Here is a 25,893-nt window from a genome sequence, read left to right as displayed (position 1 = left end):
CGTTGAGCGCCGACCCGAGCGAAGGAACGGCATGAACGACCCGATCCCCGCCCGCGAAATGCGGGTCTCCACCCCCAAGCCGCCCCTGCGCGACCACCTGCCCTACGGCGAGCCCGCCGGTACACCCGACCGCATCGAGGTCACCAGCCGCTCCCTCGAACGCGGCGGCCGACCCTGGATGCCGATCACCGGCGAGATCCACTTCTCGCGCCTCCCGCGCGAGCGCTGGCACGAGGTCCTCGGCCACGCCCGCGCCGGCGGGCTCGACTCCGTCGCCACCTACGTCTTCTGGGCCGCGCACGAACCCGAACCGGGGCGGTTCGACTGGACCGGCAACCTCGACCTGCGCGCGTTCGTCGCGACCGCCGCCGCCCACGGCCTCGACGTCATCGTCCGGCTCGGCCCCTGGGCGCACGGCGAGTACCGCAACGGCGGCCTCCCCGACTGGCTCCTCGCCCGCGACCTCGAGCTCCGCACGAACGACCCGGCCTACCTGGACCTGGTGCGGCCCTACTACACCCAGATCGCCGCCCAGCTGCGAGGCCTGACCCACGCCGACGGCGGGCCGGTCATCGGCGCGCAGGTCGACAACGAGCTGTACGACCGGCCCGAGCACCTGCGCACACTGCGGGAGACCGCCGAAGCGGTGGGTCTGCGCGTCCCGATCTGGACCGCCACCGGCTGGGGCGGCGCCCAGGTCCCGGACACGCTGCTGCCCGTCTACGGCGCGTACGCCGACGGCTTCTGGGAGGACGAGACCACCGAATGGCCCCCGTTCGGCCCCTTGCACTTCCGCTACTCCGAGGTCCGCGACGACCTCAGCGTCGGGGCCGACCTCCGTGAAGCACTCGACGGCACCGCCGCCCCGGACGCCGAACCGAAGAGCGATGAGACCCGTCCATTCGCGACCTGCGAACTCGGCGGCGGCATGCACGTCGCCTACCACCGCCGCCCCCTCGTCTCGGCCGAGGACGTCGCCAACCTGGCACTCGCCAAACTCGGATCCGGCTCGGCCTGGCAGGGCTACTACCTGTACGCGGGCGGCACTCAGCGCACCGGACCCCATGGGACCGAACAGGAGTCGCACGCCACCGGCTACCCGAACGACGTGCCGCGGCTGAGCTACGACTTCCACGCGCCGATCGGCGAGCACGGCCAGATCCGCCCGCACCACCACTACCTGCGCCGCCAGCACCTGTGGCTGCGCGAGGAGGGCCACCGGATCGCCGCCATGGACGCGCACATCGGCGGCGGCAGCGAGGACCCCGGGGAGCTGCGGTGGGCCGTCCGCTCCGACGGCACCACCGGCTACCTGTTCCTGACCACCTACCAGCCGCCGAAGCAGCCCATCGCGGCCCAGCCCGGCGTGCAGTTCACCGTCCACTTCGAGGACGGGGCCGTGACCGTGCCGACCGCCCCGGTCGACGTGCCCGCCGGGCACTCCCTCGTCTGGCCGCTGCGGTACCCGCTCACCTCGGCGCTCGAGCTGCGCAGCGCCACCGCCCAGCTCCTCACCCGCCTGGCCGACGGCGACGGCGACCTCGTCGTCCTCGCGGCAACGGACGGCATTCCGGTCGAGATCGTCCTCGGCGACGGATCCAACGTGGACGCACCGCCGCCCGGACCGGACTGCCTGGTGCACTTGGGCGACGTGCGGCTCCTCATCCTCGACGAGCAGAGCGCGAACCGCCTCTACCGGCTCCCGATCGCCGGCCGCGACCGCCTCGTCCTCGCCGACGCTCCCGTCTGCGCCGACGCAGGCGACCTCGTCCTCCAACCCGAAACCTCGGAGGTGACCGTCGCGGTATGGCCCGCTCCCGAGGCGTTCACCGCCGCCGGCGCCGAACTCGACCCGCCCCGCGACCGAGGCCTCTGGCGCACCTGGACATTGCGCGCGCACCACACCGGTTCGACCCCGATTCCGATCGAGACCGACCCCGCGACCGCTACCGCGCCAACACCCGTGCGCGGCGGTCCGATGCGGCGGCTGAGCGCCCCGACCGACTACGCCGACGCCGCGGTCGTCCGCGTCCCCGTCCCGTCCTGCGCCGGTGCCGACAGGGCCCTGCTGCGTCTGCAATGGACCGGCGATGTAGGCCGCGCCTACATCGGCGACCGCTTCGTGTCCGACCACTTCTGGCACGGCCGCGCCTGGGACATCGACCTCACGCCGCACCGCGACGCCGTCGCGGAGCACGGCGTCCGGCTCGAACTCCTGCCCTGGCGGCGCGAGACCGGCGTCTGGGTCGACCCGTCCGTGCGCGGCGTCAAGGACGGCGTGACCATCGAGTCCGCGACGCTCATCCGCGTCGGCAAAGCCCGTCTCATCCCCGGAACGCCTGGCGGGCAGCACCACTCGGATCCGGCCGCCGGAACCGCATCATCGAACCGCAAGGAGCAGCCGTGACACCCGCACACCTCCCCGAACGCCTGGCGATCACCCTCTGGGACTTCTCCTGGTACGTGCGCACCGGATCCGGCGAGCCGTTCGCGCACCTCGACGCCGCGCTCGCCCGCGCCGTCGACCTCGGCTACAACGCCGTGCGCATCTGCGCGATGCCGTTCCTGCTCTTCAGATCCGGCATCGACACCAGCGCGCTGCGCCTCGAACCGCTCGACGGCGGCCCGGGCGGGTACGGCTCGCGCGTCCGCTGGTACGACGTTCGCCAGACCACGGTGATCGACGCCAAAGCCCACCTGCTCGACCTCTTCCGCGCCGCCGACCGCCACGGCGTGAAGGTCATCGCCTCCTCCTGGGAGTACCAGCAGAGCCCGGCGTTCGCGGCCGACCCCGCCTGGTACGAAGCGCTGCACGCGGTCGACCCCGAGGACCGGCTCACCGTCCTCGCCGAAGCCCAGGCCGACCTCGTCGACCTGCTCATCGAACACGGTCTCGCCCACGTCCTCGCGTGCGTCGAGCCGCACAACGAAGTCCAGATCGGACACCTCGCCGCGGGTCTGCCCGGCGCGGAGGACGCCGTCGTCGAACTCCAGGGCCGCCTCGAAGCCGGCATCGCCGCGTTCCGGGCCCGCCACCCCGAGGTCCTCTGCGCCCCCAACTACGGCGGCGTCCCGATCGGCTCCCTGCGGGGCCTGCCGCGCAACGCGACCGCGCTCGCCTTCCACCCGTACGTCTACGGCGTGCTCGACGACCTGGTCGAGGAGTTCGGCCTCCGCCGCGACCCCGCGCGCTTCCCGCAGGAGCGCGCCGACGCCGAACTGCTCCGCCCCGGCGCGCCGCCGCTCGCCGAGTGGCGGCTGCCGGAGGCGCACGCGTGGAAGCTCAAGGCCTCGATCATGCAGCCCGCCGAGATCTACGTCCACGACTGGTGCGACCCCGAGAAGTTCGACCGGTGGCTCTACGACCGCTATGGCGCGCACCGGATCGCGATGGCGAACCGCCTGCGCGACTGGATCGACGCCGCCGCCGACCACGCGGCCCGCCTCGGCGTCCCGCTGCTCTTCGGCGAAGGCTGGGTCGGCTACACGCCCCGCGACGGCCGCTTCGAGGAAGGACCGGTCGGGGCCCAGATCTGCCGCGACGCCATCGCCCACTCGGTGCGGGTCGGCGCATGGGGCTCGATCGTCTGCTCCAACGCCGCCCCGCAGCATCCCATGTGGACCGACGTGACGCTGCAGCGCGAATGCAACGCCGCCTTGCTCGCACCGGCCAAGTGACACACTGAGGCCGTGCCGGATGTCGAGCACGGCACGCGTGCGGAAGGATCGGTCCATGCGCTCAACGACCGTGTACGCCGATGACCGGACCCGCCTGCACGTCGGCGTCACCGGCAGCGGGCCCGATGTCCTGGTCCTGTCCGGCGGCCCCGGATGCGTCCATTACCTCGAGGACGACGCGATCGCGCCCCGCGGGATGCGGGCGTGGTACCCCGAACCGCGAGGCGTGGGCCGCTCGGACGGCGGTCCGCACACCATCGCCCAGGCCATCGCCGATCTTGAAGCGGTCAGACGCGCTGCAGGCGTGGACGAGTGGGTGGTGCTCGGCCATTCCTGGGGCGCGGACCTCGCGGTGCGCTACGCCTTGGACCACCCCACGCGCGTCCGCTCGGTCGTCGCGGTGGCCGCACACGGCCTGCACAAGGACCGCAGCTGGTCCGAGATCTACGAGTCCTTGAAGGACACCCAGCCCAAAGTCGACATCGAGTGGGTGCCTCCGGTCCACCGGTCCCTGATGGCGTCGTTCCTGGAATGGATCCACGAGCCGGACCTGTTCCGCAGCGTGGCCGACTGCGCCGTGCCGATGACCGTCATCGCCGCCGGCGACGACATCCGGCCCTCCTGGCCGCTGCGCCAACTCGCCGCCCTGGTCCCGCACGGCACCTTCATCGAGGTCCCCGGCGTCCCGCACGACCTGTGGTCGACCCATCCGCAGATCTGGGTCGACGTCGTGACCAGCGCCTGCCGCAATCCGGTCAGTCAAGACTGAAGCTTCACCGCGTTCGGCGCGCCGGCCCGTGCGCCGATCTGAGTGCCCTCGAACGTCAGGGCCGCAACCGGAACGCCTTGTGCGTGGGCCGGAAGCCCGCCGACTCCAGCAGCGGACCGAGCGGCGCCGACAGCGCCGGCTCGTCGTTGACGCGTTCGATCGACAGCGGGCCGGTGGCACCCGCCCGAGTCGCCTCCGCCAAGGCGTCCACTGCGGCCCGCAGGCGGGCGTCGGCCGACCATTCGGCCGATTCGTCTGCAGGCCAGGCGAGCAGCGTCTTGCCGCCGCGTTCGAGGTAGAGGACGAGTGCGCCGTCGACCAGGACGACGAGCGACCCCGCCTTGCGGCCCGGCTTGTGGGCCGCGCGCGCGGGCGGTTCGGGCCAGGGCAGGGCTGCCCCGTAGGCGCTGGCGGGGTCGGCCGCGGCCAACACCGCTGCGTCGAGTCCTTCCGAGTGTTCGCGGCGGGAGGCCATGGCGCGCAGGCGGTCGACGGCCCCGTCGGCGGCGAACTGGGCCGCGCCCAGCCCTTCGACCACGTAGCCGCGCCGGGCCTTGCCCGACTCCTCGAAGACCGAGAGGACCCGGTAGACCTTCGCGAAGCCGCCTTCCACCTCCTCTGCGGCGACCGCGCCGCGCGTGACCACGCCGTGCCGGTCCAGGAGCGTTGTGGCCAGCGCATGGGCGCGGACCGTGGCGTCGCCCGCAGGTTCGGGCAGCAGCGACCAGCGTCCGGCGACGGTGGGCATGACGGCGAGGCCGGTCCCGGCGCGGAGTTCGCGCCAGCCCGAGCCGACGCCGGGGGCGTAGCGTCCGCGCGGGGCCGACCGCTTGGCGCGGTGGGCGGTGGCGCCGGGGGAACTGCCCGAGCCGAGGTACGCGCGCAGCGGTGCGAGCGCGTCGTTGGTGAGGCGTCCGGCCCAGACCAGGTCCCAGAGCGCTTCGGCCAGTTGGGACTCGGGTGCCTCGGGGTGCGTGGCGCGGACCTGTTCGGCGAGTTGGCGGAAGAACAGTCCGAAGCCGCCCGCCAGGGCGTCGAGGAGTGCATTGTGGAGCGGCCCGGCTGCGAACGGCGCCGCGTCCGGGAGGAGCAGCGGCGCGGTCTCGGCCGGGTAGAGCGCGATCCAGCCGTCCTTGCCGGCGAGGCTGCCGGCCCCGGCCCACAGGACCTCGCCGGAGGCGGTGAGCTCGTCGAGCAGCACCGGCACGTAGTCGGCGACGCGCGAGGGCAGGACCAGTTTCTCCAGCGCTGAAGCGGGGACCGGGACGCCTTGCAGCTGTTCGACGGCGCGGGCGAGGCCGTCCACGCCGCGCAGGTCGCCGCCGACGTGCTGCCATGCGGGCAGGAATCCGGCGAGCGCGGCGGGAGCCACGGGTTCGAGTTCTTTGCGAAGGGCCGCAAGGGAACGGCGGCGCAGGCGCCGCAGCACCCCGGCGTCGCACCATTCGCGGCCCTCGCCGCCGGGCCGGAACTCGCCTCCGGCGAGGCGGCCCTCCGCGGCGAGGCGCTGGAGGGCGCCGTCGGTGACGGCGACGCCGAGGCCGAAGCGGGCCGCGGCGTCACCGGTGGTGAAGGGGCCGTGGGTGCGGGCGTAGCGGGCGAGGAGGTCGCCCAGCGGGTCGGCCACCGGTTCGAGGAAGGCGGCCGGGACGCCGGCGGGCAGTGCGGCGCCGAGGGCGTCGCGCAGGCGGCCGGCGTCTTCGACGGCGGCCCAGTGGTCGCGGCCGGCGATGCTCACCGCGAAGGCCCGGCCCGCCGCCGCCAGCTCTGCGGCCCAGGCGGGTGCCGCTCCGCGTTCGGCGAGTTCGCCGTCCTGGAGCGGGCCGAGGAGGCGCAGCAGGTCGGCGACGCTCTCGGCATCCCGCGCGCGGCGGTCCTCGGTGAGCCACTGGAGTTCGGACTCCAACTGCGCCAGCGCATCGGGGTCGAGCAGTTCGCGCAGTTCGGCCTGGCCCAGCAGTTCGCCGAGGAGCCGGGAGTCGAGGGAGAGCGCGGCGGCGCGGCGCTCGGCGAGCGGGGTGTCGCCCTGGTACATGAACTGGGCGACGTATCCGAAGAGGAGGGACCGCGCGTACGGCGAGGCCTCGGGGGTCGCGACCTCGATGAGCCGCACGCGGCGGGCCTCGATGTCGCCCATGAGCTCGGCGAGGCCGGGCACGTCGTACACGTCCTGGAGGACTTCGCGGACCGCCTCGAGGATGATCGGGAACGACGGGTACTGCGCGGCGACCTCCAAGAGCTGGGAGGAGCGCAGCCGCTGCTGCCACAGGGGCTGCCGCTTGCCGGGCTGGCGGTGCGGCAGGAGCAGGGCGCGGGCGGCGGCCTCGCGGAAGCGGGAGGCGAACAGGGCCGAGCCGCCGGCGGCCTCGGTGACGATGCCGGTGATCTCGCCCTTGTCGAAGGCGAGGTCGGAGGGGTCGAAGCCGAAGTCGTCGGTGTCGGGCAGGCGCAGGACGATGCCGTCGTCGTGGTGCATGAGCTGCGGGTCGACGCCGTGCCGTTCGCGCAGGCGCGCACCGAGGGCGAGCGCCCAGGGGGCGTGGACCTGGGCGCCGAAGGGGGAGTGGACGACGACGCGCCAGTCGCCGAGCTCGTCGCGGAAGCGCTCGACGACGATCGTGCGGTCGTCGGGGACGTGACGCGTGGCCTCGGCCTGCTCTTCGAGGTAGGCGAGGGCGTTGCGGGCGGCGAAGTCGTCGAGGCCCGCCGCGTTGAGCCGCTTGTGGGCGCGGTCCTTCGGGAGTGCGGCGATCTCGCGGGTGAACGCGCCGAGGGCGCGGCCGAGTTCGAGGGGCCTGCCGAGGGTGTCGCCGATCCAGAACGGGAGGCGTCCGGGCACGCCGGGCGCGGGCGAGACGACGACGCGGTCGCGGGTGACCTCCTCGATGCGCCAGGAGGAGGTGCCGAGCGAGAACACGTCGCCGACCCGCGACTCGTACACCATCTCCTCGTCGAGCTCGCCGACCCGGCCGCCGCCGCGCTTGGGGTCGCTGCCCGCCAGGAACACGCCGAACAGGCCCCGGTCGGGGATGGTGCCGCCCGAGGTGACGGCGAGGCGCTGCGCACCCGGGCGGGCGGTGAGGTTCCCGGTCGCGCGGTCCCAGACCAGGCGGGGCCGCAGCTCCGCGAATGCGTCCGAGGGGTACCGGCCCGCCAGCATATCCAATGTGGCGTCGAAGGCGGACTGGGGGAGCGAGGCGAACGGGGCCGCGCGGCGCACCACCGCGAGCAGGTCCGCCGCGGCCCAGTCGTCCATCGCGCACATCGCCACGATCTGCTGGGCGAGCACGTCGAGCGGGTTCGCGGGGATCTTGAGCGCCTCGATCGCGCCCTCCCGCATGCGCTCCACGACCACCGCGGACTGCACGAGGTCGCCGCGGGTCTTGGGGAAGAACACGCCGCGGGAGACCGCCCCGACCTGGTGCCCGGCGCGGCCGACGCGCTGCAGCCCGGACGCGACCGACGGCGGGGCCTCGACCTGGACGACGAGGTCGACCGCGCCCATGTCGATGCCGAGTTCGAGGCTGGAGGTGGCGACGACGGCGCGCAGCCGGCCCGCCTTGAGGTCCTCTTCGACCAGCTTGCGCTGCTCCTTGGAGATGGAGCCGTGGTGGGTGCGGGCCAGGACCGGCGGCGCGCCCGGGGTCGCGGAGGCGCCGCCCATCAGCTCGGCCGGGCCGTGGTCCTCGGGCAGGCGCTCGCCGGTGCGCCGCTCGTACTCGATCTCGTTGAGCCGGCTCGAAAGCCGCTCGGCCACGCGGCGGGCGTTGGTGAAGACGATCGTCGACCGGTGCTGCTCGACGAGGTCGGTGATGCGCTCCTCGACGTGCGGCCAGATCGACCGGGCCGCGCGGGCGGCCCCGGACGGGGAGGCCGACGGGCTCGGGGCCTCGGCCAGGTCGCCCATGTCCTCGACCGGGACGACCACCGAGAGGTCGAAGACCTTCGCTGAAGGGGGCTGCACGATCGCGGCACTCCGCTGCGGGGACACGAAGCGGGCGACCTCCTCCACCGGCCGCACCGTGGCGGAGAGGCCGATCCGCCGGGCGGGCCGGGCCAGGAGCTCGTCGAGGCGTTCGAGCGAGAGCGCGAGGTGCGCGCCGCGTTTCGTACCCGCGACCGCGTGCACCTCGTCGAGGATGACCGTCTCGATGCCGGCCAGCGCCTCCCTCGCCTTCGAGGTGAGCATCAGGAACAGCGACTCGGGGGTGGTGATGAGGATGTCCGGCGGCCGGAGCGCGAGCGAGCGGCGCTCGGCGGGCGGGGTGTCGCCCGATCGCACGCCGACACGGATCTCGGGTTCGGGTAGTCCGAGCCGGGCCGCTTCGGCGCGGATGCCCTCGAGCGGGACCGCGAGGTTGCGTTCGACGTCGACGCCGAGGGCCTTCAACGGCGAGATGTAGAGGACCCGGCAGCGCAGTTTCGGGTCGTCGGGCGGCGGCGCGGAGGCGAGGGCGTCGAGCGCGGAGAGGAACGCGGCCAGGGTCTTGCCGGAGCCCGTGGGCGCCACGACCAGGACGTCCTTCTCCTCGGCGAGCGCCCGCCAGGCGCTCTCCTGCGCGGGCGTCGGCGCTTCGAACGCGGCGGTGAACCACGCGGCGGTCGCCGGCGAGAACCGGTCGAGCGCGGACTTGCGAGGTGGGGCCATACCGACAATCGTGCCCCGGACCGCCGACACGACCGGCCCGGTTCGGCGATCCGGCCCGCTCCTCACCGGATCGGACGGAACCTAGGCGCCGAGGATCGCCAGTTCGCGGAGCTTCGCCTCGACCTCGGCGTTGCTCGGCTCGACCTGGTGCGTCCCGTCCGGGTACACCACGACCGGGATGTTCGTCCGGCCCGAGATGCGCCGCGCCTCGTCGGCGGCGGCCGGTTCGGCCTCCAGGTCGATGTAGTCGACGTCGACGGCGAGGTCGCTGAACTGGCGCTTCGTGCGGCGGCAGTCCCCGCACCATTCGGCGCCGTACATGCGGATCGCGGTGCGCTCTTCGGTGTTCGCCATGTCGGTACCCCTCTCTCTGGCCTCCGCTACCGTAGACGCTTGCAAGCGCAGGCGGTAGCGAGTCGACGGGAGGCGCCGGGTGGGGTCGGTCAAGAGTGCAGTGGGCCACCCGGTCGGTGCGCACGTCCCCGTAGGGGGCGGCCTGGTCCGGCGCGGCATCCCCAACGCCCTCGAGTTCGAGGTCGAAGCGCTGCAGGTGTTCATCGGCTCGCCGCGCGGGTGGGCGCCGCCCCGCCTCGACCAGGCCGTGGCCGACGACTTCCGCGAGCAGTGCGCCGCGCGCGGCTGGCCCGTCTACGTCCACGCCGCCTACCTCCTGAACCTCGCCTCACCGGTACAAGAGACGGTGAACCGCTCGGTCGAGAACCTGCGCGTCGCGATGGCCTCCGCGGAGCGGATCGGCGCCGCCGGGGTCGTGGTGCACGCCGGGTCGTCGATCGACGGCGACCGGCCCGCCGCATTGAAGCGCCTCGCGCCCGCGTTCCGCGCCGTCCTCGACGACGCCCCGCCTTCGGTCCGGCTCCTCGTCGAACCCACCGCCGGCGGCGCCAACTCCATGGCGTCCACGCTGGCGAGCGCGGGGGAGTACCTGCAGGCCGTGGGCCTGGCCGAGGTCGGCCTGTGCCTGGACACCTGCCACCTGCACGCCGCGGGCGAGCACCTGGCCGACCGTGACGCCTTCGAGGCGTCGCTGGAAGCGCTCAGCGCCGCCGCCGGGCCGGGACGGATCGGCCTGGTGCACTTCAACGACAGCAAGGACCCGCGGGATTCGCGCCGCGACCGGCACGAGGCGCTGGGCGACGGCCTGCTCGGCGACGACGGGCTCCGGGCCGTGGCGGCGAGCCCGGCGCTGGCGGGCCTCCCGCTCATCGTGGAGACCGCGACCCAGGCCCGCGATGTGGCCCACGCCAAGCGGCTCGTCAGCGAGGCTGCCTCCGGCCGGGCCTGACGCGGCCGTGGACCGGTCCACGGCCGCGTCCGAGCTGATCATCCGATGCGGATCTCCGGGGCGTAGTCGTCGATCCAGACGGCGAGGTCGAGCGCGAGTTCGAGGCCGAGCCGCACGTCGATCGGCATGGCCGCGCTCGGTTCCTCCACGGCCGCTTTGAGCCACTGCTGGTCGACCAGGTCGAACACGCCGTGCCCGGGCTCGGCGAGGAGGTCGCGGCCCTGGTCGGCGCGGTCATGGGGGCCGGCAGTGCCGCCGTCCAGACCGCGCTGCGGTCCGGCCTCCCCCTCGAGGACTCCCTGCGGCAGGCGCTCGCCCACATCACACGCCACCTGCAAGCGGCCGGCTAGCGAAGCCGCGCCGGCACGGAGAAGGTGTCGACAGCGGTCTATGTTTTCGACAACATTTCTGTTAGGTTGAGCCACGAACACGGGTGCGGGCACCGGCGCAGCGGCCCGACCCACCGCAAGCATCCCTTGAGGAGTGGCGATGAAGCCGAAGAGATCCATGTGGTGGAGGGCGCTGGCCGCGCTCTTCGCGGCGGCGGCGCTGGTGCTCGCACCATCGGCCCCGGCCCAGGCCTACAACCCGATGGGCGGGGTCCTCTACGACCTCGGCGACCGGGACTGCCTGAAGGGCCTGGGGAACTGCGCGGTCTACCCGAAGTCCGCGCAGCTGCCGAGCGGCCGCCTCGTCGCGGCCTTCGAGAACGCCGTGGTCGCCCCGTCCGGCAGCGCGGACGGCGAGACCCTGCCCGTCTACAAGAGCGACGACCGCGGCACCAGCTGGAGCCACCTCACCGAGGTGCCCGCCCCCGCCTACCTCTCCACCGACCCCGCCTACGACCGGTACATCAGCCACTGGGGCAGCCCGTACCTCTACACCCTCCCGCAGCGCGTCGGGAACCTCGCCGCCGGCACGCTGCTGCTCGCCAGCGTCGTCACCGGCGACGACCACTACTACCTCGAACGCAAGGCCGCCGACCCGAACTGGGTGCCCTCCAACGACGGCGACCGCTCCGACATGGCCCTCGCCCTGTACGCCAGCGACGACGAGGGCGCGAGCTGGCGGGTCGTCAACATCATCGCGACCGGCGGCTGGCAGGGCGGCAGCGTCGGCGCCACGGGCGTCAACGTCGCCGCCGCCAACACCCACCGGCAGGTCGACCCCGTCTGGGAGCCGTTCCTGATGGTCTACAACGGACAGCTCGTGGCGTACTACTCCGATGAGAACGACTACATCGGCGTCACCGCGGCAGGCGTCCCGATCCTCGACCCCGCCAACGCCACCGCGCCCGACTCGCACGGGCAGATCCTCGTGCACAGGACCTGGAACGGCACGAGCACCGCGTGGTCCAGCCCCGTGGTCGACGTGCAGGGCCTCACGCAGAGCATGGGCGGCGGCAAGACCGTCATCGGCGGCGGCCGCCCGGGCATGACGACCATCGCGCCCACTTCGGACGGCAGGTGGCTCATCACCTACGAGTACTGGGGCGGCGGGTCCAACATCCGCTACAAGGTCGCGAACAGCCCCCTCGACTTCCGCACGGTCGGCGGCCAGGCGGGCGCGGAGATCGGCGGCCTCCCGGTCGCGAGCGGTTCGCGCCCGCTCGCGACCGGCGGCAGCCCGGTCCTCATCGGACTCCCTGACGGCCGGATCGTCTACAACGCCGCGGGCAGCGGCAGCGTCTGGGTGAACGAGACCGGCTCGAGCACCGGCACCTGGACCGAGCACCAGACCAACATCGGCGCCGGGTACAGCCGGACCCTCCAGTACGTCGAGGGCACCGGCCGCGTCGTGATCCTGCAGGGCACCTGGGGCGGCCCGACCAGCGCCGCCGTCATCCGCTACGGCGAAGTGGACCTCGGCGACTCGGACGGCGCCTACCACCAGCTCGTCAACCGCCAGACCGGCCAGGTCCTCGGCACCGGCGGCAACACCACCGACGCGAACCTCGGCAACGGGGACGTCCCCGACGTGGTCCTGGAGGACGCCGGCGCGACAGCGGTGCCCGACACCCAGTACTGGCACCTCGCGGCCAAGGGCGGCGACTCCGTGACGCTGCTGAACAAGTCGGGCGGCCGCGCCGCCGGCATCTGGACCGCCAACGCCACGGCCGGCCAGCGGATCGGCCAATGGGTCGACGACACCGCCACGGGCACCTGGAACCTCGTCCCCACCAGCGACGGCTTCCACCGGTTCCAGTCCACCGCCAACCCGGGCCTGTACCTCACCGGCGGCGCGGAAGGCGCGGCGGCGACCCTGCAGCCCTTGACGAGCAACGGATCGCAGGAGTGGCGGCTGTCCGACGGGGCCGCAGGCGCGGTCACCCTGGCGGCGCGCCACTCCGGGAAGTGCATCGACGTCGTCGGCGCGTCCACAGCAGACGGCGCGGAGGCCGTCCAGTACGGCTGCAACGGCGGGGCGAACCAGTCCTGGCGGTTCCAGAGCCTCGGCAACGGCTACCACCGGATCACGGCGGTCCACTCGGGCAAGTGCCTCGACGTGAACGCCGCCGCGACCGCCGACGCCGCCAGGGTCGTCCAGTGGACCTGCAACGGCGGTCGCAACCAGCAGTGGGAGGTCGTCGACGCCGGCGGCGGCGACGTGCGGCTCGTGGCGCGCCACAGCGGCAAGTGCCTCGACGTGCCGAGCAGTGCGGCCGCCGACGGCACCCGCCTCCAGCAGTACGCCTGCAACGGCGGTCAGAACCAGCAGTTCACCTGGGCCGCAGCCTGATCAGCGCCCCGGCCCCCACGTCGTGGACGCCCGGATCACGAGCTCGGTCTGCAGCGACGGCACCCGCGGCGGCGGCGCCTGATCGATCCGGCTGAGCAGCTCCTGCACCGCTGAACGGCCCTGCGCGGCGAAGTCGACGCGCAGGGTCGTCAGTGGCGGGGCGAAGTACGCGGCCTCGGGGATGTCGTCCACCCCGGTGACGCTGACGTCCTCCGGGATGCGCAGCCCCAGCTCGCGCAGGGCCAGCATGGCTCCCAGCGCCGTCTGGTCGTTCGCGGCGACGATCGCCGTCGCGCCCAGGGCGGCGCCGCGGCTCATGACCGCCTCGTAACCGGACTTCGCCGACCAGTCCCCGTGGATCGTCCCGGCCGACGCCAGGCCCCGGTCGCCGAGCGCGCGCTCGTACGCGCGGGCGCGGTTGCGGGCGGCGGAGTACGCGGACGGCCCGGCGATGTGCAGGAACGTCTCGTGGCCGAGCCCGGCCAGGTAGGCGATCAAGGACGGGAAGCCGACGTCGCTCAACTCGGTGCGGTGCCCGGTGACCTCGTCGTCCTCCTCGGCGGCGATGTGCGCCGGGACCCGGAAGTCGGTGCGCTCGAAGACCTCGGTCATCGCGTCGGTCGAGGCGAGCGCGAGGATGCCGGCGACGTCCTGGCTCGCGGCGAGGCGCACGGCCTCGTCGACCGCCTCGGCGTCGGTCATGTCGAAGGTGATGATGTCGAGGAGGTACCCCGCCTGCCTGGCGGCGGCGCTGGCGCCCTGGATGATCCGGCTGGGGCCGACCTGCTCGATCTCGTGGGTGAGGGCGGCGAGGCGGTGGGGTCGCCCGCTCTTGAGCGAGCGGGCGGTCAGGTTCGGCCGGTAGCGCAGTTCGGCCAGCGCTTTGGCGACCTTCTCCTGCGTCTGGGGCCGGATGCCCTGGTAGCCCTTGAGGAAGCGGCTCACCGTCTGGTGGGAGACGCCGGCGGCGCGGGCGACGTCGTAGATCGTGGCGGGCTTCGAGGCCGCCTCTGCGGACGCCTCGCCGGGCGTCCCCGGGGAGGGCGTCGTCTCGCCGACCGCGTCCACTGCCATCCACTACCTCCGAAGTCCGGGTGCCTGCGCCCCCGATTGTGCCGTGTCGGGCGCGGTGTCGCCCAGTCTGGCCCGCACGGTCGAGTTTATCGAAAACATCTTGGTAAACTCGTCTTGTTTTCGAAAATATTCTGCGTTAGCGTACACACCTGCCTCACCCGAAACAGCAACGGAGCGACGACGCGATGCCCCCTCAAGCCCCCCGAAAACCCCGCCGCGACTGGCGCGGCTGGCAGTTCACCGGACCGTTCGCCGCGGTCTTCGTGTTCGTGTTCATCGCCCCGCTCGCGTACGCGCTGTGGCTGAGCCTCTTCCAGAACCGGCTCGTCGGCGGCAACGCGTTCGTGGGCCTCGAGAACTACCGGACCGCGCTGACCGACCCCCAGTTCTGGGACGGCTTCCTGCGCGTCCTGCTGTTCCTCCTCGTCCAGGTGCCCATCATGCTCGCCCTCGCGCTCATCGCGGCCCTGGCGATCGACAGCGCCCGGCTCTACGCCACCGGCCTCTTCCGGCTGGTGATCTTCCTGCCCTACGCCGTCCCCGCCGTCGTCGCGGTCCTCATGTGGGGCTTCATCTACGGCGACCACTTCGGCCTCACCGCCGACCTCAACGAACTCCTCGGCACCGACCTGCGGCCGTTCGCCCCCGCCTGGATGACCGCCTCCCTCGGCAACATCGTCACCTGGGAGTACGTCGGCTACAACATGCTCATCTTCTACTCGGCGCTGAAGACCGTCCCGTACGAGCTGTACGAGGCCGCCGAGATCGACGGCGCCCGCGGCGTCCAGGTCCTCAAGGCGATCAAGCTGCCCGCCGTGCGCGGCGCCGTCGTCATCGCCACGATCTTCTCCATCATCGGCAGCTTCCAGCTGTTCAACGAGCCGAACGTCCTCAAACCCCTCGCCAACAACGTCATCAACAGCTACTTCACGCCCAACATGTACGCCTACAACCTCAGCTTCGCGGGCCAGCAGTACAACTACTCCGCCACGATCGCGATCGTCATGGGCGTCATCACCGCCGCGATCGCCTACGCGATCCAGTTGCGCGGCACCCGCAGGGAGGACCGCTGATGTCCACCGCCACCCGAAACCACCGTACGATCCACCACCGGGCGCGCCGGCCGCGCCACTCGGTCGCCAACCCGCGCAAGTCCCTCGCCCTCACTCTCCTCATGGGACTGTTCCTGGCCTACGCGCTCGTGCCGCTCGCCTGGCTCTTCATCAACGCCTCCAAGACCCAGACCGACCTCTTCGGCGGCTTCGGACTCGCCTTCGGCGACTCCTTCGCCCTGTGGGACAACATCGCCCGCACCTTCACCTACGACGACGGCATCTTCCTGCGCTGGCTCGGCAACACCCTGCTGTACGTCGTCGCCGGCGCCGGAGGCGCGACCCTCCTCGCCACCCTCGCCGGGTACGGCCTCGCCAAGTACACCTTCCCCGGCCGCAAGGCCTACTTCGCCGTCATCCTCGGCGCGATCGCCGTGCCCGGCACGGCCCTCGCCGTCCCCACGTTCCTCCTCTTCAGCCGGCTCGAACTCACCAACACCCCGTGGGCGATCATCGTCCCCTCGCTCATCAGCCCCTTCGGGCTCTACCTGATCTGGGTCTACACCCTCGAATCGGTCCCGAAAGAGCTCCTGGAGGCCGCCCGCATCGACGGCGCCGGCGAGATGCGCATCTTCTTCACCATCGCCGCCAAACTCCTCGCCCCCGGCATCGTGACCGTGGCCCTCTTCGCGGTCGTCGCCACCTGGAACAACTACTTCCTGCCGCTCATCATGCTCAGCGACCCGAACTGGTACCCGCTCACCGTCGGCCTCAACCAGTGGAGCGAACAGGCGTCCGGCGTCGCCGCCGAACCGATCTTCAACCTCGTCCTGACCGGATCGCTCCTCACGATCGTCCCGATCGTCGCGGTCTTCGTCCTCCTGCAGCGCTTCTGGCAGTCCGGCCTCAGCGCCGGAAGCGTCAAGGGCTGACCGGACCCCTCCGGCCCGCCCAACCCCGTCCCGGGAGTCTCCGCACCCCCGCACAACGAAGTGAAGGAACCCGACCCATGTCGACCATCAAGCGCCGCACCATCATCGGCACCGTCCCCGCAGCCCTCGCCACCGGCGCACTCGCCGCCTGCGGCGACGACGCCGAACCCGCCGCCGCCGGCAAGCCCGAAGACCTCGACGCCGCCCTCGAACAGGGCGGCAAGCTCACCTACTGGACCTGGACCCCCTCCGGCGAAGCCCAGGCCGCGGCCTTCACGGCCCAGTACCCGAACGTCGAGGTCGACGTCGTCAACGCCGGCACCGCCACCGACGAGTACACCGCCCTCCAGAACGCCGTCGCCGCCGGCTCCGGCGCCCCCGACGTCGCCCAGATCGAGTACTACGCGCTCCAGCAGTTCGCGCTCTCCGACTCCCTCGTGGACCTCGCCCAGTACGGCTTCGCCGACCTCGAACCCCAGTACACCGCCTCCACCTGGGCCGCCGTCAACCTCGGCGGAATCTACGGCCTGCCCCAGGACTCCGGCCCGATGATCATGCTCTACAACCAGGCGATCTTCGACCAGTTCGGCCTCACCGTCCCCGCCACCTGGGACGAGTACGTCGCCGCCGCCGAAACCCTCCACGCCGCCGACCCCGACCGGTTCCTCACCAACGACGCCGGCGACCCCGGCTTCGCCCAGCCCCTCATCTGGCAGGCCGGCGGCCGACCCTACACAGTGGACGGCACGAACGTCGCCATCGACCTCCAGGACGAGGGCTCCCGCCGCTGGGCCGACATGTGGAACCGCATGCTCCAGCCCGGCCTCCTCGCCCCCATCCCCACCTGGAGCGACGACTGGTGGAAGGCCCTCTCCAACGGCACCGTCGCCAGCCTCATCAGCGGCTCCTGGATGCCCGGCATCCTCGAAGGCTCCGTGCCCGAAGGCGCCGGGAACTGGCGCGTCGCGCCCGTGCCCAGCTACGACGGCACCCCCGCCACCGCCGAGAACGGCGGCAGCGCCCAGTCCGTGCTCAAGCAGTCCGCGAACCCGGCCCTCGCCGCGGCCTTCCTGCGCTGGCTCAACAGCTCGCCCGAGAGCATCGCCGTGTTCCTCGAGAACGGCGGATTCCCCTCCACCACCGCCGAACTCGCCTCGGCCGAGTTCACCGGCACCGCACCGGACTACTTCGGCGGCCAGCAGATCAACGAGGTCTGCGTCGCCGCCTCCGAGAACGTCGCCACCGGATTCCAGTACCTGCCGTTCCAGGTCTACGCCAACAGCGTCTTCCCCGACACCGTCGGCACCGCCTACACCGAGCAGGGCGACCTCAACGCCGGGCTCGAAGCCTGGCAGGCATCACTGGAGAGCTACGGCGAGACCCAAGGCTTCCAGGTGAACTGACCCTCGTCAGGGCACCTGGACGGCGGCTGCGCGGCCGCGGCGAATCGTCTCGGCCGCGGCCGCGCAGCTCTCCAGCCGTCCACGAGAAGTGCCGGTCGACATCGCCCCCGCACGGCCAGAGCCGACGATCGCGGTGGGGCCGCATGATCCGGGGAGACTGGGTGCCGCTCGGTACGCTGCAGTTGCGGCGGCATCACCGAACGCCTCGGTCCACGGTGGGCACTGGCCCAGAGCGCGTTCGCGAGCCTCGTCGCCGCCTCGCGCGCCCCAGCGCGCCACGGACAACGCACTTCTCGAGAAAGCAGCGACATGACCGAGTTCCGTCCACTGAGGGTGCTCTTCGTGGCCTTCAGCCGCTCCAGCCTGGGCCACGTGACGCGCATGCGCACGGCCGCCCGGCGCTTCGCCGACGCCGGGCACACCGTCGCCGTCGCCGCCCACGAAGAGGCCCGGCACCTCATCGACCACGCTGGGCTGCAATGGATCGGCATCGACGAGATCGGACCCGCCCCGGCCTGGCGCGGCATGAACGACGTGGAAAGCCTCCGCGCCTTCGCCCGCACGCGGCTCGCCAGCCCCATCTACGTGCAGGCCTGCCTGCGGGACGAACTGCGCGCCATCGACGAGTTCGCGCCCGACGCCGTCGTCAGCGACATGCGCAACACCGCGTCCGTCGCGGCCTCGATGCGGGGGCTGCCGAGCTTCACCTGCCACAACCTGCGCCTCTTCAAGCACCCGATGCACGCGGTGCTCCCGGAGATCCTGGCGACCCTCGCAGCCATCGGCATCGAGCCCGAACACCGTGCGCCCCTTGGCGACGCGGTGCTCGTACCCGACCTGCCGCTGCTGGACCCGCTCGCCGACGTCCCGGCCGAGACCGCCGGACTCATCGCCGGACTCATCGCCGAGATCCGCCACATCGGACCGCTCGTACCGCAGGCACTGCTGGAACAGCCGGTTGCGGCAGCACGCGAACCGATCCTGAACATCACCCTCGGCGGCTCGGGCGCGGGGGACAAGGACCTGCTGCGGATCGTCGCCGCCGCGAGCGGCCTCGGGGTGCGCCTCGCCGTCACCCTCGGTGCCGAGGGGCCCGGCAGCGACGCGCTCGCCGACCAGGTGCGGGCCGCGGCGGGCGGCGCCGCGATCGAGATCGCGGCGTTCCGGCACGACGCGGTCGACCTCATGGCGCGCAGCGCCGCCGCCGTTATCCATGGTGGACATTCGTCGATGATCGAGGGCCTGCTGTGCGCGACGCCCTTGGTGTTCACACCGCACTCCGCCGAGCAGCGCGGCAATGCCGCACGCGCGGCCGGGCTCGGCCTCGGCACGGTGGTGGCCGACGACGATCCGGCCGACGCCGTCACCGACGCGATCCGTTCGGCGCTCGCCGCCGACCGGGGACCGCTCGACGCGTTCGCCGCCGTGCTGCGCGCCGCCGACGGCGCGGGCGCGATGCTCGAGGCCGTCGAGCGCGCGGTTGCGCTGCACCGCGCCCACGGCATTGCGCGCGTTCAGGATCGGACCGCCGGAGGTACCGGTGCGCGCTGACGCGGTACGCCTCTCCACGGCGATCATGACCCACCCGGCCCGCGAGGACCACGCGCGCCGGCTCGCCGCATCGCTGCCGGAACTCCATCCGGCCGTCGTCGTCGACGACACCGGACCCGGCCGGGGCAACCTCGGCAACGCCCTGCGCGCCTGGGCCGCAGTGGGGGAGGACGCCACGCACCACCTGGTGCTCCAGGACGACGCGATCCCCTGCGACGGCTTCGCCGCGCTGGTGCACCGGGCGATCGACGCCCGGCCGGAGACGGCGATCAGCCTGTTCTGCGAATGGGGTTCGCGCACCGCGAACCTCGCCCGCGTCGCGGCCCGCCGCGGCTGGGGCTGGGCGCGCGCGGTCGACATGTACACCCCGTCCCCGGGGCTCGTGATGCCCCGCGAGACCGCACTCGCCTTCGCGGCCATCGAGAACGCGGGCGGCGCCGACGATCTCGCGCTCGCGGACTTCCTGCGGCGCAACGGCATCGACAATCTCGTCACGGTGCCGAACCTGCTGGAGCACGACGACCTGCTGAGCCTGACCGCCAACGGGTTCCAGGGCCCGCGGCGCGCCGTCTGCGTCGCGCATTCCGGGGCCGAGCCCGCCTTCGGCACTCCCGCCGCCGGCGTCGGCCTCGTCTGGCTGCCGCACGCCTCCTGGATGCGGGTCCACGCCGAGTGGTACTACTGCGGCGAGTCGCCCGAGGCGTACACGTGGCTCGGGGAGTTCGGCGACACGCGGCTCCCCGAGGGCTTCCGCAAGGCCGACCTGGCCGAGCGGTTCCGGGCGGACCTCGCCGCGATGGGCGCCCCGCTCACGCAGGCGGTCAGCGAACTGGCGCTCTTCGAATACTGGACCGTCTACTTCGCACTCGGCCTGGTCCAGGACGAACCGCTGGAACGCGAGCCCGGCCCGCACGCCGAAGCGGCGTTCGCCACCGCGTTCCCGGGCCTGTTCCGCCGCTTCCTGCCGATGACCGCATTGGAGGCGCTGCGCGGCAGCGCGGGCCGCCTCGCCGCGACCGCGTTCGAGCACGGCGCGGCCGCCGACATCGAACGCCCGCACCGCGACTACACGATCGGGTGAATCCGCGGGCCTGCCCGGTTTGAAGGCGCTTTCTTGTCGGACCCGGCCGGAACCATTGAAGCGGGGACGCCCCCCTGGGAGGGCGGGGGACTGCCCGCCTTTACGGCGAGCCCCGAGCGCGTCACCGCACTCGGGGCCTTCAGCGTGCGCTCAGAACTGGGCCGGAGCCAGAATCGGGCTGCCGACCTTGCCCATCAGGTCGTTCGTCGGGTGGTTGCGCTCGCTGCCGAGGAAGAAACCGAAGATCGCGCTCCGCCACTCGTCGGGCGAGATCCGGTTGTCGTGGTCGGCGTCGAGGTACTCGAACACGCGGTGGCTCTCCTGGTAGTCCACGCCGTTCCAGTTCCGCAGCAGCTGCACGAACTCGCCGGAGCCGATGAGGCCGTCGCCGTCCTCGTCGGCGATCGCGAAATACGCGTCCGCGATCGAGGCGAGCTTCGCCGCCGCGGCGAACTGGTCGGCGAGCATGTGCTCGGCGAGCGCGGCGCGCAGCTCCTTGCGGCCGACCCGGCCGTCCTTGGCGTCGGCCTTCGGCGCGATGAACTCGCTCCACAGCCGCTCGGTCGCCTCGCGCAGCTCCAGGCCCATCGGGCTGTCGACGGGGATGCCGCGCGCGCCGAGGACGCGGCCGGCGGCCTCGTTCAGGTTCGCCTCGGTGATGTAGCCGTTCCCGTCGACGTCGAGCGTGTCGAACCACCGGTCGAACTTGTTCAGGCGGACCCTGCCCACGCTCGCGGTCTGCCGGAACCTGCTGCCGATGACGATCGCCGCTCCCGCCGCGACCGTCGCGACGGCGCCCACTGCCAGTACCCTCTTCGCCTTCATGGATCTCCCGTTCCCTCTCGTGACCGCCCCGCGCGGGGAATGTCCGGTTTGCTGTCCAGGTCGGATCGTGCCATGACGGGCGCGGCCGGGGGACTGAAACCGCCGATCCGGCTCATGAGCCGGGACCGGTCCCGAGTGATCGGTGCTGGACTGGGGTGGTCCCGACGCCCCGAGGAGCGCCATGTACCCCGAACCCGCCCCGCCGCCCGTGCCGCCCGCAGGGCCGCCGGCCCCGCCGCAGTTCGCGCCGCCGCCCCCGCGTCCCGCGCCGCCGCGCCGCGCGACCGACCCGGCGGCCGCGGTCGCCGGGAACGCCACCATGCTCGGCCTCGGCTACATGCTCATGCGCCGCCCGGTCCTGGCCGTCCTCGCGCTCTGCGGGACCGGGTTCCTGCTGTGGTCCGCCGTCGTCCAGACCGGGAACCCGCTCTGGCGGTACCTCCTGCCGGCCTGGGGCCTGGCCACGATCCTCCACGCCTGGTGGCTCACCCGCCGCTCGCGCCCCGACCGCGTCGTCGACCTCGCCGACGCGACCGCCCTGTTCGGCTCCGCGAAACCCGACCCGGGCCGGCGCTCCCGCGTCTTCGCCGTCACCGCCGCCGCCCTCGTACTGCTCACCGCGGTCTGGTTCCGCGTGGACGCGTGGTGGATCGCCGAGGACGCCGAGACCGCCCACGCCGCGGGCGACTGCGAGGAGGCCACGGCCGCGATCGACCGGCTCGACGCGGTCCACCGCGTCGCCTTCGGACCGGTCGTCCTGCGTGGCGAGGAGGAACGCGAGGCCTGCGAGCTCCTCCTGGCCGGCCTCGACGAGACCCCCACCGAGGCCGCCGCCGCCATCGCGGACTACCTCGACCACCCCGGTGCCCTCTGGGACGGCGCCGGCCCCAAGCGCGCCCAGTTCCTGCTCGAAGCGGCGCTTCTCGACACCAACCCGGACCTCGAGGTCGTCGAGGAGGCCTTCGCGCAGCTCTCGACCACGCTCGAGCAGCACCCCGGCCAGTCCGAGACAGTGGCGTCCACAGTCGAGGGATTCATGGCCGACCTCACCGAGGCCCCGCCCTGCACCGCCTACACCGTGGACGACTGGCTCGCCGCGCAGTCATGGGACGCGAAGGAGCTCAGCGCACCGGTCGCCGCCGCCGTAGACCAGGTGCCGGTCCGGCTGCTCAACTGCGCCAAGGAGACCGCCGAGGCCAGCGGCGCCGCCGGCGCCGCCCTGTTCCGCGAGTTCCTCACCGCCTACCCCGACCACGAACTGGCCGGAGAGGCCGCCGACGGCGTCCTCGCGTCGGACACCTACTGCGCCGACCCGATCGCCTACCGGGGCGCCCCCGACGCCGGCGGCGCCGGCCCCCACCCCATGCAGCTGGTCGGCGCCTGGGGCTCGGACGGGCGCGGCTTCCCGGAGTCCTGGCTCGCGACGACCGCCGCCGAGACCGCACTGGTCGTCTGCGTGGACGCCGAGGGCGGCGAGTTCCAGGAGGCCTGCCAGTACCGCAGGCCCTCCGGGGACACCTACTGGGCGTACTTCTTCGCGCACCGGTTCACCATCACGGCCTATGCGCTCCAGACCGGCGAGGTCGTCGAGGAGTACACCCGCGAGATCGGCAACCCGTGCCCGAGCACCCTCGACGGCACCTACTCCACCATCTTCATCTCGTTCTCCGACTCCAGCTTCTCCATGGCCTCGGAGTACACCGACGAGGACTTCCGCAACATGTTCACCCCGCTCATGGACTGAACCGAAGCAGTGCCGCCCACTCAGGACGGCACTGCTCCCGTTCAGTCGCCCTTTCGCGGTGTCACGCCGACCACGCCGATGGTGAGCAGCAGGTTCGCGTACTGGCGCTGGTCGCCGGTGGCGATGACGACGGCGGTGTCGGTCGTGCGCGCCAGGTCGTAGAACGCGAACCGCTCGACCGCCTCCAACGGGACCTCCTCACCGAGGGCGGACCGGTAGCCCTCATGGGCGGGCACGGGCGCGCCCTCGGACGCCATCACGACCGCGTGCTCGACCGCCGCCGCGTCGAGCAGCGCCTCGAGCACCTGGTCGCCGGTGAGCAGGCCCGGGCGCAGGTTGAGGTGGATCATCGCCGCCGCCGGATTGGCATGCGTCGAGCACGGGAAGTGCCCGTCGGCGATGAGGATCCGCGAGCCGTGGCCGGCCGCGGCGAGCGCCGCGAGGAGCGGCGGGTGGATGAGCGGATATCTGAGCATGCTTCCCTCTCCAGGGTGGGTCGGCCCGCGCGAGCCGCGGCCCTGACCAAGATAATGCCGATCGATGCGAGCGGTCGGAGGTGGAGTCGCCGCCTGGACCGGGAACCGGCGATCGACGTTTGACCGGAACGCCGATGGCGCGGCCCGCGCGGGCCGCGCCATCAGAGTTCGGTCAAGCCGGCATCAACTCAGCGTCCAGCGCTGGTTCGTGCCGCCGTTGCAGCTCCACAGGACCACTTTGGAGCCGTTCGCGGTCGCCGCACCGGAGACGTCGAGGCACAGCCCCGACCCGGCGTTGGTGATCGTGCCGTCCGCGTTGCGGTGCCACTGCTGGTTCGTGCCGCCGTGGCACGACCAGATGATGGCCGCCGTGCCGTTCGCCGAACCGCCGCCGGACGCGTCCAGGCAGCGCCGGTTCCCGTCCGCGTACACGGTGAACTCGCCTGCGGCCGTGTAGGTCCACTGCTGGTTCGCGCCGCTCCAGCAGTCCCAGATCTGCAGCTGCGTGCCGTTGGTCGTGGACTGGTTCGGCACGTCCAGGCACCGGTTCGCGCTGGTCGAGCGCAGCGCGCCCGTGCCGCCGGGGTTCCCGCCGTCGCGCGGGCCGGCGGCCGCCATGATCTGCGAGGCCGCGGCCGGGGGCGAGCCGGCGTTGAACGTGGTGTTGTTCCTGACGGTGTTGCCGCGCTGGCCGTCCACGAGCCCGGTGATGCTCGCGTTCGTGGAGTAGTTCCCGGTGACGGACATGTTGCCGGTGAGGTTGCCGGCCTGGTTGTTGGCGTGCGCCCATTGCCCGTAGGTGTTGCGGAAGACGTTGCCGGACAGGCTGAAGTACCGCGAGCCTTCGTCGAAGTACATGCCGAGCTGGCCGCTGTTCTCGCAGAAGTTCCCGGTGATGGAGCTGTTCGGATGCGCCGAGAGCGAGTAGATGCACCCGGCGTCGAACAGCGTCTCCACGACGTTGCGCACGTGGTTGCCGGTGACGTTCACGTTCTGGGAGGTCGTGGGCGTCTGGTAGATCGGCTGGTAGTCGTAGAGCCCGCGGTTGAGGTACTCGGGGCTGCCGCCGGGGTCGTTGGCGCCCCAGCCGAAGCCGACGTTGATGCCGCTGTAGGGCATGTCGGAGACGTAGTTGTGGGCGATCGTGAGCCGGGTGGCGTAGGTGCCGAGGATCGCGACCTGGTCGAGGTATTCGACCGCGGTGTCGTGGATGCTGTTGTCGCTGATGAGGATGTCGCTGTTGATCATCCGGGGGTCGCCGGGGTGGTGGGCGTCGGGGCGGACCCCGCCGACCACGATGCCGCCGCCGGCGCCCGCGGTGAAGGTGTTGCCGGTGACCTCGATGTTCTTGGCGCCGAGGCCGACTCCGGTGCTGTGAGCGTTGGCGTCGTTGCCGATGCCGAGGTCGACGGAGCCGAGGTTCCTGAAGGTGTTGCCGGTGAACGTGATGCCGTCGGCGGCCGAGACCTGCACGGCGGCGGGCACCTGGGCCCAGCCGTTGCGGGCGGCCTCGAAGCCCTTGCAGCCGGAGCGGCACGAGGTGAACGCGTCAGCGGGCCGGTGGGACTGGACGCCGGTGATGAAGGTGCCGGTCTGCTGGTTCGCGTACCCGTTGTTCGAGCCGGGGTCCAGCCAGCTGGTGCCGGTGAAGGTGAGCCCGGCGAACTCGAGTGCGCGCACCGGTGCGTCGTACGTGCCGCCGATTTCGACGAGCGTCTCCAGGCGCGGCAGTTCGACCTTGGCGTTCGCCATGTTCTGGCCCGACAGCGGCTTGTAGTAGAGCCGCCCGGCGGCCGTGTCGAGGTACCATTCGCCGCCCTGGTCGAGGAAGCGCTTGGAGTTGAGCAGGAAGAACTTCGGTGTGCGGAACGGGTTCTGGATCGCGTCGTACCCGTAGGTGTTGTTGTTCCACGCGGGCTGCTGCATGGTCACCGTGCGGCCGCTGATGGCCTGCACGGGCGAGAACCGGTTGGTGAAGGAGAGCAGCGCCTGGAGTTCGATGCGCTGCTTGTCGGGCAGCGACGCGAGGTAGTCGAAGTTGCCGTTGTTGAGGGTGAACCCGCCGGCGTTGAGCGTCATGTCCGAGGGCGCGATGCTCGTGCGCGCCCGCTGGGCGAGGACGCCGTCCACATAGAGCTGCCTGGTGTCGAAGCCGGTGCCCACGTCGGCCCGGTAGATCCCGGTGGCGGCGTCGTCGAGGGTCCAGCCGGTGACCGGCTGCGCGCCCGTGACCACCGGCTGGGCGCCGGTGGCGGCCTGCCAGGTCACGGTGTGGCCGTTGCGGCCCGAGTCGCTTGCGTTGAACCGCAATGGGCTGGTGAGCCGGTAGGTGCCGGCGAGGAGGTTGACCGAGACGTCGCCGTCGCCCGCTCCGGCGGCCTGGCGGGCCCGTTTCTGGGCCTCGGTCAGGGTCTTGAGCGGTTGGCTCGAGGTGCCCGGGCCGGTGTCGCTGCCGGTGGGGGAGACGTAGAAGTCGTACGCGGTCTGCGCTTGCGCCGGGGAGGCGCCGAGGCCCGCGAGGGCTCCGGCGACGGCGAGGAGCAGCGCCGCCGCGAGGGCGAGTCGTTTCTGGAGTGAACGCAGCGGGGGTGAGTGCCGCATGGCGTGTGCCTTTCCAT

Annotated in this window: 18 protein-coding genes; 11 read left to right on the top strand and 7 right to left on the bottom strand. The window is 72.3% G+C overall.

All coding sequences use genetic code 11. The features are described from left to right. The first annotated feature begins 31 nt into the window (after positions 1-31). The 3 genes from AB0I03_RS06980 to AB0I03_RS06970 are packed head-to-tail and all read left to right on the top strand — an operon-like array spanning position 32 to position 4,447. Positions 32-2,407 (top strand): beta-galactosidase, encoded by a 2,376-nt coding sequence (locus AB0I03_RS06980; protein WP_360407689.1) that lies wholly within the window; start codon positions 32-34, stop codon positions 2,405-2,407. Then, on the top strand, positions 2,404-3,678 hold the full coding sequence (locus AB0I03_RS06975) for a cellulase-like family protein (protein WP_360407686.1): 1,275 nt from the start codon (positions 2,404-2,406) through the stop codon (positions 3,676-3,678). Before AB0I03_RS06980 ends, AB0I03_RS06975 begins: the two co-directional genes overlap by 4 nt. A gap of 55 nt (positions 3,679-3,733) precedes the next feature. After that, entirely contained in the window at positions 3,734-4,447 is a 714-nt protein-coding gene (locus tag AB0I03_RS06970; protein ID WP_360407683.1) for an alpha/beta hydrolase, read from the top strand. Positions 4,448-4,502: 55 nt separating this feature from the next. Here AB0I03_RS06970 and AB0I03_RS06965 read toward each other — a convergent pair whose 3' ends face one another. Both AB0I03_RS06965 and AB0I03_RS06960 read right to left on the bottom strand, forming a co-directional pair. Next, a complete protein-coding gene (locus tag AB0I03_RS06965; protein WP_360407680.1) occupies positions 4,503-9,095 on the bottom strand; it encodes an ATP-dependent helicase in 4,593 nt (1,530 codons plus the stop codon). An 81-nt stretch (positions 9,096-9,176) separates the two neighbouring features. Further along, a complete protein-coding gene (locus AB0I03_RS06960; RefSeq protein ID WP_360407677.1) occupies positions 9,177-9,449 on the bottom strand; it encodes a glutaredoxin domain-containing protein in 273 nt (90 codons plus the stop codon). Positions 9,450-9,528: 79 nt separating this feature from the next. On the opposite strand from AB0I03_RS06960, the gene AB0I03_RS06955 reads away from it, so the two are divergent. Next, positions 9,529-10,398, top strand: a complete 870-nt coding sequence (locus tag AB0I03_RS06955; RefSeq protein WP_360407674.1) for a deoxyribonuclease IV — start codon at positions 9,529-9,531, stop codon at positions 10,396-10,398. Positions 10,399-10,436: 38 nt separating this feature from the next. On the opposite strand, the gene AB0I03_RS06950 is transcribed toward AB0I03_RS06955, so the two are convergent. Next, positions 10,437-10,718 (bottom strand): hypothetical protein, encoded by a 282-nt coding sequence (locus AB0I03_RS06950; RefSeq protein ID WP_360407671.1) that lies wholly within the window; start codon positions 10,716-10,718, stop codon positions 10,437-10,439. A 271-nt stretch (positions 10,719-10,989) separates the two neighbouring features. On the opposite strand from AB0I03_RS06950, the gene AB0I03_RS06945 reads away from it, so the two are divergent. After that, positions 10,990-13,137, top strand: coding sequence for an RICIN domain-containing protein (locus tag AB0I03_RS06945; protein ID WP_360408143.1), 2,148 nt, complete (start codon positions 10,990-10,992; stop codon positions 13,135-13,137). Here AB0I03_RS06945 and AB0I03_RS06940 read toward each other — a convergent pair whose 3' ends face one another. Continuing rightward, positions 13,138-14,211: a LacI family DNA-binding transcriptional regulator gene (locus AB0I03_RS06940; protein ID WP_360407668.1), complete on the bottom strand. Its 1,074-nt coding sequence runs from the start codon at positions 14,209-14,211 to the stop codon at positions 13,138-13,140. It abuts the gene before it with no gap. Between the two features lie 185 nt (positions 14,212-14,396). On the opposite strand from AB0I03_RS06940, the gene AB0I03_RS06935 reads away from it, so the two are divergent. From AB0I03_RS06935 to AB0I03_RS06915, 5 genes are all read left to right on the top strand, one after another. After that, on the top strand, positions 14,397-15,284 hold the full coding sequence (locus tag AB0I03_RS06935) for a sugar ABC transporter permease (protein WP_360407665.1): 888 nt from the start codon (positions 14,397-14,399) through the stop codon (positions 15,282-15,284). 101 nt (positions 15,285-15,385) lie between these two features. Next, positions 15,386-16,195, top strand: coding sequence for a carbohydrate ABC transporter permease (locus AB0I03_RS06930; protein WP_360408140.1), 810 nt, complete (start codon positions 15,386-15,388; stop codon positions 16,193-16,195). Positions 16,196-16,272: 77 nt separating this feature from the next. After that, the gene (locus AB0I03_RS06925) at positions 16,273-17,598 is read left to right on the top strand and encodes a sugar ABC transporter substrate-binding protein (protein ID WP_360407662.1); all 1,326 of its coding nucleotides are present in this window, start codon (positions 16,273-16,275) and stop codon (positions 17,596-17,598) included. Between the two features lie 309 nt (positions 17,599-17,907). Continuing rightward, on the top strand, positions 17,908-19,149 hold the full coding sequence (locus AB0I03_RS06920) for a glycosyltransferase (protein ID WP_360407659.1): 1,242 nt from the start codon (positions 17,908-17,910) through the stop codon (positions 19,147-19,149). Continuing rightward, complete coding sequence (locus AB0I03_RS06915) at positions 19,139-20,230, top strand: hypothetical protein (RefSeq protein WP_360407656.1); 1,092 nt, start codon at positions 19,139-19,141, stop codon at positions 20,228-20,230. The genes AB0I03_RS06920 and AB0I03_RS06915 overlap by 11 nt, the downstream gene beginning before the upstream one ends. A gap of 150 nt (positions 20,231-20,380) precedes the next feature. On the opposite strand, the gene AB0I03_RS06910 is transcribed toward AB0I03_RS06915, so the two are convergent. Beyond that, positions 20,381-21,055: a hypothetical protein gene (locus AB0I03_RS06910; protein WP_360407653.1), complete on the bottom strand. Its 675-nt coding sequence runs from the start codon at positions 21,053-21,055 to the stop codon at positions 20,381-20,383. Between the two features lie 181 nt (positions 21,056-21,236). On the opposite strand from AB0I03_RS06910, the gene AB0I03_RS06905 reads away from it, so the two are divergent. Beyond that, positions 21,237-22,799: a hypothetical protein gene (locus AB0I03_RS06905; RefSeq protein WP_360407650.1), complete on the top strand. Its 1,563-nt coding sequence runs from the start codon at positions 21,237-21,239 to the stop codon at positions 22,797-22,799. Positions 22,800-22,840: 41 nt separating this feature from the next. Here AB0I03_RS06905 and AB0I03_RS06900 read toward each other — a convergent pair whose 3' ends face one another. Next, entirely contained in the window at positions 22,841-23,275 is a 435-nt protein-coding gene (locus AB0I03_RS06900) for an RbsD/FucU family protein (protein WP_360407647.1), read from the bottom strand. A 183-nt stretch (positions 23,276-23,458) separates the two neighbouring features. After that, positions 23,459-25,876 (bottom strand): RICIN domain-containing protein, encoded by a 2,418-nt coding sequence (locus AB0I03_RS06895; protein ID WP_360407644.1) that lies wholly within the window; start codon positions 25,874-25,876, stop codon positions 23,459-23,461. Positions 25,877-25,893: the final 17 nt, after the last annotated feature.

The organism is Glycomyces sp. NPDC021274 (genome assembly GCF_040641195.1).
GTDB lineage: Bacteria > Actinomycetota > Actinomycetes > Mycobacteriales > Micromonosporaceae > Glycomyces.
The sequence above is the reverse complement of the archived record's forward strand: the minus strand, read 5'-3'. Positions and strand labels throughout refer to the sequence as shown.